General features: G+C 63.3%; 13 protein-coding genes. 3 read left to right on the forward strand and 10 right to left on the reverse strand.

The features are described from left to right. A partial coding sequence (locus tag ACS5Q1_RS19970; protein WP_473099863.1) for a thiolase family protein occupies window positions 1–138 on the reverse strand: 138 nt, incomplete at its 3' end. Window positions 139–373: 235 nt separating this feature from the next. Between ACS5Q1_RS19970 and phaR the strand changes: the two genes are divergently transcribed. Continuing rightward, the gene (phaR, locus tag ACS5Q1_RS19975) at window positions 374–949 is read left to right on the forward strand and encodes a polyhydroxyalkanoate synthesis repressor PhaR (protein ID WP_473099822.1); all 576 of its coding nucleotides are present in this window, start codon (window positions 374–376) and stop codon (window positions 947–949) included. Window positions 950–958: 9 nt separating this feature from the next. Here the strand turns inward: phaR and ACS5Q1_RS19980 are convergent, their stop codons facing one another. From ACS5Q1_RS19980 to mtgA, 3 genes are all read right to left on the reverse strand, one after another. Continuing rightward, window positions 959–2,590, reverse strand: coding sequence for an EAL domain-containing protein (locus tag ACS5Q1_RS19980; RefSeq protein WP_473099823.1), 1,632 nt, complete (start codon window positions 2,588–2,590; stop codon window positions 959–961). A gap of 199 nt (window positions 2,591–2,789) precedes the next feature. Further along, window positions 2,790–2,975, reverse strand: a complete 186-nt coding sequence (gene rpmF, locus ACS5Q1_RS19985) for a 50S ribosomal protein L32 (protein ID WP_152712060.1) — start codon at window positions 2,973–2,975, stop codon at window positions 2,790–2,792. A 154-nt stretch (window positions 2,976–3,129) separates the two neighbouring features. Then, on the reverse strand, window positions 3,130–3,816 hold the full coding sequence (gene mtgA, locus ACS5Q1_RS19990; protein ID WP_203442281.1) for a monofunctional biosynthetic peptidoglycan transglycosylase: 687 nt from the start codon (window positions 3,814–3,816) through the stop codon (window positions 3,130–3,132). Between the two features lie 103 nt (window positions 3,817–3,919). On the opposite strand from mtgA, the gene ACS5Q1_RS19995 reads away from it, so the two are divergent. Beyond that, window positions 3,920–4,846, forward strand: a complete 927-nt coding sequence (locus ACS5Q1_RS19995; RefSeq protein WP_473099864.1) for a polyprenyl synthetase family protein — start codon at window positions 3,920–3,922, stop codon at window positions 4,844–4,846. 626 nt (window positions 4,847–5,472) lie between these two features. Then, the gene (locus ACS5Q1_RS20000) at window positions 5,473–6,597 is read left to right on the forward strand and encodes a calcium-binding protein (RefSeq protein WP_473099824.1); all 1,125 of its coding nucleotides are present in this window, start codon (window positions 5,473–5,475) and stop codon (window positions 6,595–6,597) included. Window positions 6,598–6,662: 65 nt separating this feature from the next. Here ACS5Q1_RS20000 and ACS5Q1_RS20005 read toward each other — a convergent pair whose 3' ends face one another. From ACS5Q1_RS20005 to ACS5Q1_RS20030, 6 genes are all read right to left on the reverse strand, one after another. Next, window positions 6,663–7,208, reverse strand: coding sequence for a GNAT family N-acetyltransferase (locus ACS5Q1_RS20005; RefSeq protein WP_473099825.1), 546 nt, complete (start codon window positions 7,206–7,208; stop codon window positions 6,663–6,665). Window positions 7,209–7,251: 43 nt separating this feature from the next. After that, window positions 7,252–9,198: a potassium transporter Kup gene (locus ACS5Q1_RS20010; protein ID WP_203442284.1), complete on the reverse strand. Its 1,947-nt coding sequence runs from the start codon at window positions 9,196–9,198 to the stop codon at window positions 7,252–7,254. Between the two features lie 196 nt (window positions 9,199–9,394). Further along, entirely contained in the window at window positions 9,395–10,681 is a 1,287-nt protein-coding gene (ispG, locus tag ACS5Q1_RS20015) for a flavodoxin-dependent (E)-4-hydroxy-3-methylbut-2-enyl-diphosphate synthase (RefSeq protein WP_473099826.1), read from the reverse strand. Between the two features lie 98 nt (window positions 10,682–10,779). Then, complete coding sequence (locus ACS5Q1_RS20020) at window positions 10,780–11,295, reverse strand: Fur family transcriptional regulator (protein ID WP_203442286.1); 516 nt, start codon at window positions 11,293–11,295, stop codon at window positions 10,780–10,782. A 169-nt stretch (window positions 11,296–11,464) separates the two neighbouring features. After that, window positions 11,465–12,115: a class I SAM-dependent methyltransferase gene (locus tag ACS5Q1_RS20025; RefSeq protein WP_473099827.1), complete on the reverse strand. Its 651-nt coding sequence runs from the start codon at window positions 12,113–12,115 to the stop codon at window positions 11,465–11,467. After that, a complete protein-coding gene (locus tag ACS5Q1_RS20030; RefSeq protein WP_473099828.1) occupies window positions 12,112–13,263 on the reverse strand; it encodes a glycosyltransferase family 4 protein in 1,152 nt (383 codons plus the stop codon). Before ACS5Q1_RS20030 ends, ACS5Q1_RS20025 begins: the two co-directional genes overlap by 4 nt. Between the last annotated feature and the right edge of the window lie 127 nt (window positions 13,264–13,390).

Genomic DNA, 13,390 nt, shown 5'->3' on the forward strand with positions numbered 1-13,390 from the left:
GTCGACCTTGGCGCGCTCGAGGGCCGCCCTGATGGCCACCGCGCCGAGCTCATGGGCCGGCGTGTTGGCGAAGGCGCCGTTGAACGAGCCGACGGGGGTGCGCGCCGCGCCGACAATGACGATGCTGTCTCGGGCCATTCCTCTCTCTCCTGTGCTGATGATTTGACGTTGGAATGAATGTAGGGCTCGCCTGATCAAATCCCCAGAGGGTGGGATGTCAAGGATCGGATCGTGCAGCCCAGCCCCGCGTGCCTTAGACTTTTGGCGCTTTGATCGTTCGGCATAAGGCTTATAATTATTGAACGCTGGCATCCCGCGGATCGGGATGAAGGATGCTGGGCACGGTGAATCTCCCGGGAGTGTATCGGGCAACATGGCGACGGACAAACAACCGACTGTCATCAAGAAATATGCCAACCGCCGCCTCTATCACACGGGTACTTCGACCTACGTGACGCTGGAAGATCTGGCCGGCATGGTGCGCAAGGGCGAGGACTTCGTGGTCTATGACGCGAAGTCGGGCGAGGAGATCACCCGCTCGGTCCTGGCCCAGATCATCTTCGAGCAGGAGAACAAGGAGGGCCCGAACCTCTTGCCCGTCACGGTGTTGCGCCAGCTCATCCGCTTCTACGGCGACAGCATGCAGGCGCTGGTGCCGAGCTATCTCGAATTCTCCATGAACAACCTGTCTCAAGAGCAGCAGAAGCTCCGGGAGCAGATGGCCCAGGCCTTCGGCCCGGGAGCCTTCCAGGCCATGGAGGAACAGGTGCGCAAGAATATGGGCTTCTTCACGGAAGCCATGCGCATGTTCTCGCCGTTCCCTCAAGCCTCGTCGGGTGCGTCCGAGACGAAGTCCACTGCGAAGGGTGAGGAAACGAACGATCTCGATCATCTGAAGCAGCAGATGGCCGACATGCAGGCCAAGCTCGACAAGCTGGCGAGCAAGTAGCGCTGATTTTTAGCCGCGCGCCTTCTTCAGCATCTGATGCAGCGTCGAGGGCTGCAGCAGCGCCTCGGGCTTGCCGAACAATCCGCCCTGCAGATAATCCACGCCCCAGGACGTCAGCAGGCGGGCAGTCACCTCGTCGTCCACCCAATCCGCCGCGGTGGCGATGCCGAGATGCTGAGCCATGTCGATGAGAGTTCGGACGTGGAGGCGGTCATCGGTCGAGCGCTTGAGCGGCTGGATGAAGACGCCGTCGATTTTGAGAAGATCGATGGGCAGCACCCGCAACTGGGAAGGCGTCACATAACCTGCGCCAAACCCGGTCAGCGCGAGTCCGATGCCCAACGCCTTCATGGCATGGAGACGGCCCAGGGTCTTCCAGCACTCGGCCAGGGCAGCCTCTGGGATTTCGATGACGAGCCGCGACTCGATGCCGGGGCGAGCGCCGAGATGGGCCGCCAGCATGGGCAGCCATTCGGTATCCTGCAGGGTTTTAGCCGAGACCGGCAGCGCCAAACGCACGCCCGGGTGATCCTTCAGATGATCGGCCGCCAGCTCCAGCAGGCGCCCATCGACGAGGAGGGGGAGGTTTGCCTCCTTCAGCCCCGGCGCCGGGCCAAGCGGGATCGTATGGCCTTCGGAGCCGGAGAGCGAGGCGCAGGCCTGCATCAGGGCGGGAGCACGGCTTCGGGCCTCTATCATCGGCTGGCAGGCGAGGGTCAGGCTACGGCTGTTGAGGGCAGCGACCCAATCGAATGGCGCCTGTTCGGCCGCCGGTGAAGGCACTTTCGAACGCGCATCATAGAGTTTACAGATCTCTCCACACTCCAGGCCCGAGGCCAGAGCCTGCTCGGCAAAGCGCAGCAGCTTCGTGGCCTTGAAGGTGTGATCCGGGGCGCAGGCAGCGCCCAGATGGAGCGAGGCACCGGCCGGGTGATCCTTCACGAGACTGGAGAGCCGCCTCATGGCACTCACCGCATCCGAGGCTGGGCAGCAGGTCAGGGTCAGGGCAAAGCGTTGGGGGCTGAGAGCGGTGAAGAGATCGTGGCGACGCATCATTGGGCGCACCTTCCGGGCAATCTCCGCCATGGAATCGGCCTCGTCATCGTCGAGCGCGCCGACGATCAGGGTGCAGGTCTGGGATGCCCGCAGCGCCTCATTGATGCCGTTCTGAATGCTGCACAGAAGCTCCGAGCGCCGCTTCAGTATCTCAGGCAGCAGATCCCGTGCCCCCGAAGCCGGATCGAAACGCAGCTGGCCGCGGGCGAAGGCCGGGCGGCCCTGGACATCCGGCTGCCAGCGGCCCGCATCCTCGACCATCACCACCTGGTCCGGCTCGAAGCGCAGGGCATAGCGGGTCTCATAGGCGCCACCCGCGCCCTCGCCGATGGCATCCTGGCGGGACAGGCCGCAACCGGGCTCGACCAGTTGGGAGAAGGCATGTCCGGTCCTCGGCAGGTCTCTCGACGACAGGCCGAGCGCCTCGGCGGCACCGGGTCCCCAGATCAGGGCGTCGGAGAGCATGTCCCAGGCGTAGATGACGCCTGCAAGAGAGGCGCGGGGAGTGCGTGAGGCTTGGCGTTGGCGCGAGGATCGGGATACGCCCTTGAAAAGTCCCGTCCGCCCCTGCCCCTTCGTCGCCATCACTCTCACCCTTGATACGCACAGATCGGGCAGAGGCGTCAGTCGCAGCCAATCTCAACCCGGGACCCGAGGGTGCAGGATCGGCTTTCAGGCTTAATGAAGGGTAAAAAGCGATGGAAAATCAGTGCTGTTGGGGATTATGGGCATAAAAAAACCGGCGCTTGGGGCGCCGGTTCGGATCATTGCTCGTCGCGTCAGATTACGCGTCGGTCTTCACCTTCAGGACCTGACGGCCACGGTACATGCCGGTCTTCAGGTCAACATGGTGAGGACGGCGCAGCTCGCCGGAATCCTTGTCCTCGATGTAGGTCGGGGCCTTCAAGGCATCCGCGGAGCGACGCATTCCGCGCCGCGAAGGCGACGTTTTTCTTTTTGGAACGGCCATATCTCGTCTCCGGTTAAAATAGCGGAGCGCCCGCTCAACCGGGGAACGCTCACATCTCAAACTTGATGAGGTTGCGCCTCATACAAGGTCTTTGGGCAAATATCTAGCCCCTCAAAGCAATCCGAGGGTTTTTCATTGCCGCAGGGAGGTGTCTTCACGGCTTCAGGCAGTCGCTGAAGGGCGCAGCTCTCTCCATGCGCGCCTGCAACTGCCCCGCCAGGGCCCGATGGCCGGGCCTTGGGCGAGCCGGATTGCGGACCAGGGGATTGGGCAGGGCCCGCGCCATCAGGGCCGCTTCCTGGCGGGTCAGGTTCTTGGCCGACTTGCGGAAATACTTTTGGGCGGCCGCCTCGGCTCCGAACACCCCGTCACCCCATTCGGCGATGTTAAGATACACCTCCATCATCTTCCGCTTCGACCAGATCAGATCGAGGTAGAGCGCGACCGGGATCTCAAGGCCCTTGCGGACATAGGAGCGGCTCGGCCACAGAAAGAGGTTTTTCGCCACCTGCATGGGGATGGTCGAGGCTCCTCGGGACGGCCCATCCTCATCAGCCGCTTCCACCACGTCCCAAAGGGCATCCCAGTCGACGCCGTTATGGTCGCAGAAGCGACTGTCCTCGGCTGTCATGACGGCGAGCGGCAGGCTGGGCGAGATCTCGTCGAGGCGGACGAAATCCCGCTCGACCGGCTGCAGCGTGAGCCAGCGGCCGAGCATCAGCGTTGAGACCGGTGGCACGGCCCAGTACAAAAGGCCTAGCCAAAAGACCGCGCCGACCCATAAGAGGATGAGACCAAGACCGATCTGAACGAGGCGGCGGAAAATGCGGGTGACCGTCATCGGCTCCCGCGGCCGTCCCGACCGCAGCGTCCATTTCGGCTTCCATCGTTCACCGGCATTCCCCTCGGACGGGGCGGTAGCCCCTTCCGTATTCAGGCTCGTCATGGCGCCATCCACCAGCACTTTCACAACGCGGCTCTCTGACGCCGCGAGGATTGTCGAAGCAAGTCTTGAAGCCTTGCTATCAGACAAAGCCGCTCCCGGCGAGCTTGCCCGGCCGCCTCGCCTTATGGCGGCCATGCGTCATGCGGTCCTGGGAGGCGGCAAGCGCCTGCGCCCATTCCTGACCATTGAGGCGGCGCGCCTCTTCGGGGTGGAAGGACAGGGGCCCCTGCGGGCAGGCTGCGCCGTCGAGCTTCTCCATTGCTATTCCCTGGTGCATGACGACCTGCCATCCATGGACGACGACGATCTGCGCCGGGGGCAGCCCACCGTTCACAAGGCCTATGACGAGGCCACTGCCATCCTCGTGGGCGATGCCCTCCAGACCTTCGCCTTCGAGGCTCTCGCCGATCCGGCGACGGCCGGGGATCCTGCCATCCGCTCCGATCTCGTCCTCGGCCTCGCCCGCGCATCCGGCCTCGGCGGCATGGTCGGCGGCCAACTGCTCGACCTGACGGCGGAGGGGCGCTACGGAACCGCCGAGATGGACGAGGCCGATGTGCGTCTGCTCCAGATGATGAAGACAGGAGCGATCCTCACCTTCTCGGTCGAGGCGGGTGCAATTCTGGGACAGGCTGATCCAGCTGCGCGCCGAAAGCTGGTCGAATATGGACGTGCGCTCGGCGCAGCGTTCCAGGTTGCGGACGATATCCTCGACCGCGAAGCCTCTGCTGAGGCGCTCGGCAAGCGTACCGGCAAGGACCAGGACAAGGGCAAGGCCACCCTCGTGGACCTGCTCGGCATGGACGGCGCCCGCCGCGAATGCCGGCAACTCGTCGAGAAGGCGGAAAGCGCTCTCGATGATTTCGGACCGCAGGCGCGGACCCTGCGTGAGGCTGTGCACTTCGTCGTGGAACGGCAGGTTTAAGCAACGCTCTGATTTCCAGCATCTCACAGCGGGCAGGATTGCCGTTTTGCCAAATCATGCAGAAGCGAAAGTAGATGTGGCTCGGATTTCGCAGTCTCTCATCCGGAGACCATTTGCGTGCAATGACGCATTTGTCCTTTTGGGGGGAAGCCAAGCAGTTGGACTATTATGGATGATCACGTAGGCAAGTGTTGAAGCGATGTGTGTGGAAGGATCTTCATCGCCGCAATTTCTTGACCCGCTTCGGAATGGTGACGGCAATCGGTTCGGATGTGTTGTCACATGTATGAAAAGATCAGATCCACAAAGATTCATTGTGTAATAAGCGACTTCTTCGCACTGACTGCAACGATCCATTGTTTGCTGAAAGATAATTTCATTAAGTAACAGTAATCGCCATTTTGTTCTTTGATACAGGGAAATCACGATACTCAATCACTCACGACGAAGGCGTAACTCGAAAGCTTTCCTCTGTGAAAATCACACGAGTTGTTTCACACTCTTTTCGGCTCAGCACCAACACATAAGACGCGGTGGTGAGGTGCGTCCGAACGCCAACTAGACGCGTATTCGGGGGCAATGGGCTGGGCTTCTTACCCGGGGGCATGGATCAACGGGAGGAACAGATGGCCACAGCGTTCCGCGTAATCATGACCGGAAACCAAGAAGTGCCGCCGACGGGTTCAGCGGCAAGAGGCGTTGGCACGGTGATCTATGACAGCAATACAATCACGGCGCCCTACTCGATCAATATAACCGGACTGGACTTCGGGCCCATCACGGGCATTGGGCCACAGACGGCGGATACTGGCGACGATGTCACCAGCTTTCACGTCCATTTTGGCGTAAGGGGTGAGACCGGCGATGTCATCTTCGGTCAGATCAACCCGGACCAGGATCCCGATCTGCAGATCAGTCTCAACAGCGACGATTCTTGGACTTTGAGTGGACGATGGGATTCAGCTGATCCGGCCAACGTCTGGATCGTGGTATTCGGCAGCATCCTCAACTTGCATCCTCCTGGGTTGGATGCACCTTTCTATTTCAACGCCCACACTTCGGAATTTCCCTCAGGCGAAATCCGTGGCCAGTGGACCGTCATCTCCAACGATAACAGCAATACAGTCAGGGGAACGGCCAGTGCCGATTTCCTGCCAGGGCTCGGCGGCAGTGACCGTATCTTCGGCAGGCAGGGCGATGATCGGCTGGACGGGGCAACGGGCAACGACCGTCTGTTCGGCGAAAGCGGTAACGATACTTTGATCGGTGGTGCTGGGAATGACAGGCTCGATGGCGGGATCGGCGATGACAACTTGTCCAGCGGCAGCGGCAACGATCAACTGCAAGGCCGCAGCGGCGATGATCGGCTGAATGCCGGTGCAGGCCGCGATACTCTGAACGGTGGTCTTGGAGATGATATCCTGATCGGTGGCAGCGGCGCGGATGCTTTCACGTTCAACAGCACCTTGGGCAGCAGCAACATCGACACGGTCCGAGGCTACAACTCTGCCGCCGATACGATCCAACTGGACAATTCCGTCTTCACGGGGCTCCCAACGGGAGTTTTGTCGGCCGATGCTTTCCAGATCGGGACAACGGCCATCGATGCTACCGATCGCATCATTTATGATGATGCGACGGGAGCCGTCTTTTTCGATGCCGATGGCAATGGCACCGCGTCGGCTCAGATACAATTCGCCACGATCCAGGGAAGCCCGACACTGACTAGGTTCGACTTTCTTGTCATCTGAAGAGATGCCAGCCTTCGCCGCGGGGCTATACCGGCCTCGCGGCTAACCTTTGCTGATACCGGTCGTCAATCCGTCGGTACCCAGAACATGAGCTTCACGTGGCCAGGACGATGGTTGTGTGGGAGGGAGCCTGCAAACTCGCCGCCATTGGCGAGAATGACCTTTCGCGACGCTTCGTTGTCGTCGTCGCAGGTAATCATGACTCGTGAGAAGCCTTCCGACCGGCAGACGGGGAGGATCAGGCGCAGGGCCTGCGTGGCGTAGCCGCGCCGCTGCTTCCAGGGCACAACCGTGTAGCCGATATGGCCGTAGATCACCGTGGGCAGATCTTCCGTTCCCCGTTGGAAGCGAAAGCCGATGCGGCCGCAGAACTCGCCGTCGCTGATCCAGAAATCATGAGCGGGCAGGCGCGCCACCTCGCGTCCGTCCGGCAGCCGGACCATCGGGCTGTTGTAGAGATCATGGAGAAAGCGCTCGGGATTGCGCCGGAACTGCAGAAGCTGCTCGCGGCTCACATCCTGGTCAGTGTTGGGGGACCAGCCCCGCTCGAGGGCATGAGCATAGAAAGGAAGCCAATCGAGGCTCGGACGAATGAGGGTGATGTCAGTCATGGATCGCCAAAACTGACATCGAGTGAAACGGAGGGCAACAGGCTTACACCGTCACCTGCGTGCCCACCTCCACCACACGTCCGGTCGGGATCTGGAAGAAGTCCGTGGCGTCGCTCGCCGATTTCGCCAGGCCGATGAAGAGTTTGTCCTGCCAGAGCGGCATGCCCGACTGGCTGGCGGGGCGGATCGAGCGGCGGGAGAGGAAGAACGACGTCGCCATGATGTCGAACTTGAAGCCCTGCTTGCGCAGGATCGCGAGGCCGCGCGGGATGTTGGGCGTTTCCATGTAGCCGTAGCTCAGGCGGATGCGCCAGAACGAATCGCCCACATGCTCGATGGCGACGCGGTCATCGTCCTCTACGCGGGGAACATCCGCGCTGTTGACGGTGAGGATCACGTTCTTCTCGTGCAGCACCTTGTTGTGCTTGAGGTTGTGCAGAAGCGCTGCCGGCGCGGTATCCGGATCGCTCGTCAGGAAGACGGCGGTGCCCTTGACCCGGTGCGGCGGGCTCTTCTCGAGCATCTGCACCAGTTCGAGGAAGGGCACGTCGATCTTGCGGGTCTTCTCGAACAGGATCCGGGTTCCCTTCACCCAGGTCCACATGAGCACGAAGAAGACGCCTGCGATGACCAGCGGGACATAGCCGCCGTCGAGAAGCTTGACGAGGTTCGAGGACAGGAAGGTGAGATCGATCAGCAGCAGGGGCACCATGACCAAACCGGTCTTCACCGGACCCCAGCCCCAGCTCCGGCTGATCACCAAGCAGGCGAGCAGGGTGGTGACGACCATCGTGCCGAAGACGGCGATGCCGTAGGCGCTGGCCAAGCTGCTGGAAGAACCGAAGAGCAGCACGAGGCCGACCACGGCGGCGAGCAGCAGCCAGTTCACGCGCGGCAGATAGATCTGCCCCTGATGCGTCTCCGAGGTGAAGCGGACTTCCAGGCGAGGCAGGAGGCCGAGCTGCACCGCCTGCCGGGTGAGGGAATAGGCGCCGGTGATGACGGCTTGGCTTGCCACGATGGTCGCGAGCGTGGCGAGGATCACGAGCGGCAGGAGCAGCCAGGGCGGTGCCAGCAGGAAGAACGGATTGGCGATGGCATCCGGGTTCGACAGGACGAGGGCGCCCTGACCGAGATAGTTCAACGCGAGAGCCGGGAACACGACGGTGCCCCAGGCCATGCGGATGGGCTTGCGGCCGAAATGGCCGAGATCCGCGTAAAGCGCTTCAGCGCCTGTGACGGCAAGGCAGACGCTGCCGAGGATTGCGAATGCCGTGCCCGGATGGGTGACCAGGAAGGACACGCCATAATAAGGGTTGAACGCGAACAGAACCTCCCAATCGTCAGCGATATGGAGGAGACCGAGGCCCGCCATGGTGATGAACCAGAGGAGCGTGAGGGGTCCGAAAAAGGCCGCGACCCTGCCTGTGCCGTGGCTCTGCGCAGCGAAAAGGGCAATCAGGATCGCCAGGGCGCCGGGGAGAACATAGGCCTCGAAGGAGGGGGCGACGAGCTTCAGGCCTTCGAGGGCCGAGAGAACGGAGATGGCGGGCGTGATGGCGGCGTCGCCATAGAACAGGGCCGCTCCCGCCATGCCCATCATGAGCACCGGGAGGCTCCGCCGTCCAAGAGCACGCTGGGCGAGTGCCACCAAGGTCAGCGAGCCGCCTTCGCCCTTGTTGTCCGCGCGCAGCAGCAGGACCACGTATTTGACGGAGACCGTCAGGATCAGCGCCCAGATGAGGAGCGACAGAATGCTGATCACCAGTTCGCGCGTGAGCGGGACGGGGGTTCCGTGGTGACCGCCAGTGGCGGCGGCGACCGTCTCACGCATCGCGTAAAGCGGGCTGGTGCCGATATCGCCGTAGACGACGCCGATGGCTCCAAGGGTGAGAGTCCAGAAGCTCGCCTTGAAATGGCTGTCCGGTAAGGTGGCCTCGGGGGCTGCGGAATCTGCATGTCCCGGCGCGACGGCGTGCTGTTCTGCCATGTGTGCTTTTCTTTGCGGATGTGCCCGCGGACGGCCCTGGTTGAAACTCTCTATAAACGACAAAGGGCGGCTTCTTCTCCGCCCCTTCTTCAAGAGCGCAGCGGCCGTCATCGCCGGCGCGGCGGGCTCTCTAGCACATCGCGCTTTAGCTTAAAAACGGAATTTCGCTTGGGGTTCCATGGTCACGCTTGCAGCCTCATTCGGCGGCATCGCGTCCGGGCTGGCCGTAGTTCTTGTCGATATAGTCGAGGACGATCTTCTGGAAGTCCTGGGCCAGCGTCGGGCCGCGCAGGGTCATGGCCTTCTTTCCGTCGATGAAGACGGGGGCTGCCGGCTGCTCGCCGGTGCCGGGCAGCGAGATGCCGATATTGGCGTGCTTCGACTCGCCCGGGCCGTTCACGATGCAGCCCATCACCGCCACATTCAGGTTCTCGACGCCCGGATGGGTGCGGCGCCACTCGGGCATGGAGGTGGAGATCCAGCCCTGGATGTCCCGTGCCAGCTCCTGGAATACGGAGGAGGTGGTGCGTCCGCAGCCGGGGCAGGCAGCCACCAGCGGCACGAAGGTGCGAAAGCCCATGGTCTGGAGCAGCTCCTGGGCCGTCTTGACCTCGAGCGTCCGGTCGCCGCCGGGCTCCGGGGTCAGGGAATAGCGGATCGTGTCGCCGATGCCCTGCTGGAGCAGGATGCCCATGGCGGCGGATGAGGCCACGATCCCCTTCGTGCCCATGCCGGCCTCGGTGAGGCCGAGATGGATGGCGTAGTCGGAGCGGCGGGCGAGGTCCTGATAGACGGCGATCAGGTCCTGAACTGCGGAAACCTTAGCCGAGAGAATGATACGATCTTTCCCCAAGCCGATTTCCTCGGCGCGGGCGGCGGAGAGAAGCGCCGACTGGATCATGGCCTCGCGGGTGACCCAACGCATGTCGCGCGGATTGGCCGAGGCTGCGTTCTCGTTCATCAGATGGGTCAGGAGCTCCTGGTCGAGCGAGCCCCAATTGGCGCCGATGCGCACCGCCTTGCCGTGCCGGATCGCCTGCTCGACGATGGCGCCGAACTGCCGGTCCTTCTTTTCCTTGAAGCCCACGTTGCCGGGATTGATGCGGTACTTGGCCAGCGCCTCGGCGCAGGCCGGATGATCGGCGAGGAGCTGGTGGCCGATATAGTGGAAGTCGCCGACGAGCGGCACCTCGACGCCCAGCCGGTCGAGGCGCTCGCGGATCTTTGGCACGGCGGCGGCGGCCTCGTCGCGGTCGACGGTGATGCGCACGATCTCAGAGCCCGCCCGGGCAAGCGCAGCGACCTGTTTCACGGTCGCGTCCACATCCGCCGTGTCCGTGTTGGTCATCGACTGGACCACGATCGGAGCGCCGCCGCCGACCATGACGGCCCCGACGCGCACGCCCACTGTCCGATGGCGCGCGGCGGGGCCGGCGAGGTCCTCGGAAGCGGAAGCGGTCTCGGAAGGCGAAGTGAAGGACATGCTGCAATCCACGACGGCAGCTCCGGGCTGCCGCCGTTTAGCTGATGCCAAAAGCCCTCGTCGTCAAGCGCGGCTTAATGGAACGGAGTTGGGGGCGGTCAGTGAACGTCCCGGCAATGGGCGCAGCGGCCGGTGATCTCCAGAATTCTCGTGCGCGGCTGATAACCCTGCTCCTGCAGGACCTTGAGCACCGTATCAGCCACATCCGGGGACGTGATCTCGTTCACGTCGCCGCAGCCCTCGCAGATCAGGAAGGCCGTGGTCTTGCGGCTGCTCGAGACATTGGAACTGGCGATATAGGCGTTCCGGCTGGCGAGCCGATGCACCAGACCCTGCTCGATGAGGAAGTCCAGGGCGCGATAGACGGTGATCGGCGCCATGCGCCTTCCCTGCGAGCCGAGCAGGTCCACCAGATCGTAGGCGCCAAGCGGCTTGTCGAAGCCATGGAGCACTTCGAGCACGCGGCGGCGGATGGGAGTCAGACGTGCTCCCTTGGCCCGGCAGAGGGCCTCCGACTGGGCAATGGCCTGTTCCGTCTTCTCAGAGGCTCTGGGAGCGCGGATCAGGGCGCCCTCGTTGGGAAGTCTGTGCTGAAGAGACGGTGTATGAGCCATCGGATCACTCCTCGATTAAGTTGCTTCTTGTGCCCCCGTCGTCTTCGCGTCCGGCATGCACGGCGCGAATCCACTTCGTTCATGTAGGTTATAACGCTACATATTTGAAGAGGGAAAAATTGCAAGGGCTGCAGGAAATCGATGCAGATTTGCAGAGGAGTTCGGTGGCTCAAGAGGGCCGGAAGCGCCAGACGCTGGATTTCTTGATGTCCGAATCCTCGAGCGTCCGGGCGACGGGCACCTCGTAGACGGCCAGGTTTTCCAAGCGATCCTTCGGCAGATAGCTGCGGCCCGGATCGCCGATCAGGACCGTGGCGCCCCTTTCGCTCAGGTCGAACAGCCAATGGATGACCCTGTCGGCGAGATCGCGCTCATAGCAGATGTCCCCGGCGAGCACCGTGTCCCAGCCCCCACCCTGCCCGACGATGTCGGCCTGGAGCGGAGTGATCAAGACGCCGTTGGCCTCGGCATTGAGGCCGATGGCCGCGATGGCGAACGAATCGATATCGCAGGCGACCGCCTCCGCGGCACCGGCCTTCATCGCCGCGATGGCGACGAGGCCTGAGCCCGAGGCGAAATCCAGCACGCGCCGGCCCCGCACCGTTTCCGGATGGTCGAGAAGGTAGCGGGCGAGCGCCTGACCGCCCGCCCAGGCGAAGGCCCAGAAGGGAGGCGGCAGACCGATCTCACCCAGTTCCTCTTCGGTCTTCTGCCAGAGCTCCGTGGCTTCGTCCGCCACGTGCAAGGAGATCTCCGGCGCATGGGGCACAGGGCGAAGCCGGGTCTCGGATTGGACGAAGGCGGCGGGGTCGGGAATCATGAGGCCAAAAGGGAGCGGTACAGCTGTTTGACGCTCTCGATCACGTCCCGTTCCGTGAAACCGTCGAGAATGCGGGCGCGAGCCGCCTCGCCCATGCGGGCCACCTCGTCCGGCTGGCGGGACAAGGCCAGGAGTGCCTCAGCGAGGCTCGCCGAATCGTTGGCCGGGACGAGGCGTCCCTCGATGCCCTCCCGCACCAGGGTGCGGCAGCCGGGAACATCGGTCGTGACGATGGCGCGGCCGCACGCGGCGGCCTCCAGAAGCGTCCGCGGCAGACCCTCGCCCCCGCGCGAGGGCAGGCAGGCCACGTGATGCGCGTGCCAGACGGCGGCAACATCCCGTGTCGCGCCATGCCAGGAGATGCCAGGCTCGGCGCTCCAGGCTTTCAAAGTCTCTTCCGGAATCGCCTTCGGATTCGACGGGTCAGGGGCGCCGTAGAGGGACAGTTCGATGGCAGCACCCCGGGCCCTCGCTGCCCTCGCCGCCTCCACCGCCAGATCAATGCCCTTGGACCACAGCATCCGGGCCACCACCGCGACCTTGAGCGGCGGCTGGTGGGGCAGGGGGGCAGGCTTGAGAGCGTCCGGATCGATGCCGGCGCCGCCAAGGATGGTGACGCGGTCGCTTGTGGGATCGAGGCCGAGAAGCTTGGGATCGTCCGTATTCTCGAAGACATAGCGGGTCTGGCGGGTGTCCAGGCCGCGCACGAGCAGGCGCACGGCCCGCTGTGACAGCCGTGCGACCGGATCCGTCCGGGCACCCAGGAAGCCGGAGCCGGTCAGGGCATAGACCCGGCGCCCGATGCCCGCCATGGCGGCCGCGAAGCCCCCGACCAGGATGCCCTTGAGGGCGATGCAATGGACAAGATCCGCCTGCTCGGCCTTGAGAATCGCCGCGAGTTGTCCAGCGGCATAGCCGGCCGCCATGGGATTCAGGCTGCGCCGCTCGGCCTCAAGCGGAATCACTCTGGCGCCCGTGGCCTCGATGACCTCCCGGTGAGAGCGCACGCGGCACACGACCGTGACTTCGAACCCGAGCTCGCGGGCGGCTCTGGCCATGGGCAGGAAATGGGAGGCGAAGAACCAGTCTTCGGTAATCACGAAGACGAGCTTGCGGCCTTGGACGTCAGGCAGGGACAAGGAAGACAAGGGATCATCCGGGTGGAACGGTTGCGCTCTTGTAACCTCGGCATGGGGCGAAAGGGAACTCCCCATGCCTGCAACCGTTGCCGTCATCTCGAAGCATGGGAGACTCTCCCAGGGAACCCGGGATGGC

It is taken from the genome of Microvirga sp. GN3 (assembly GCF_055792825.1).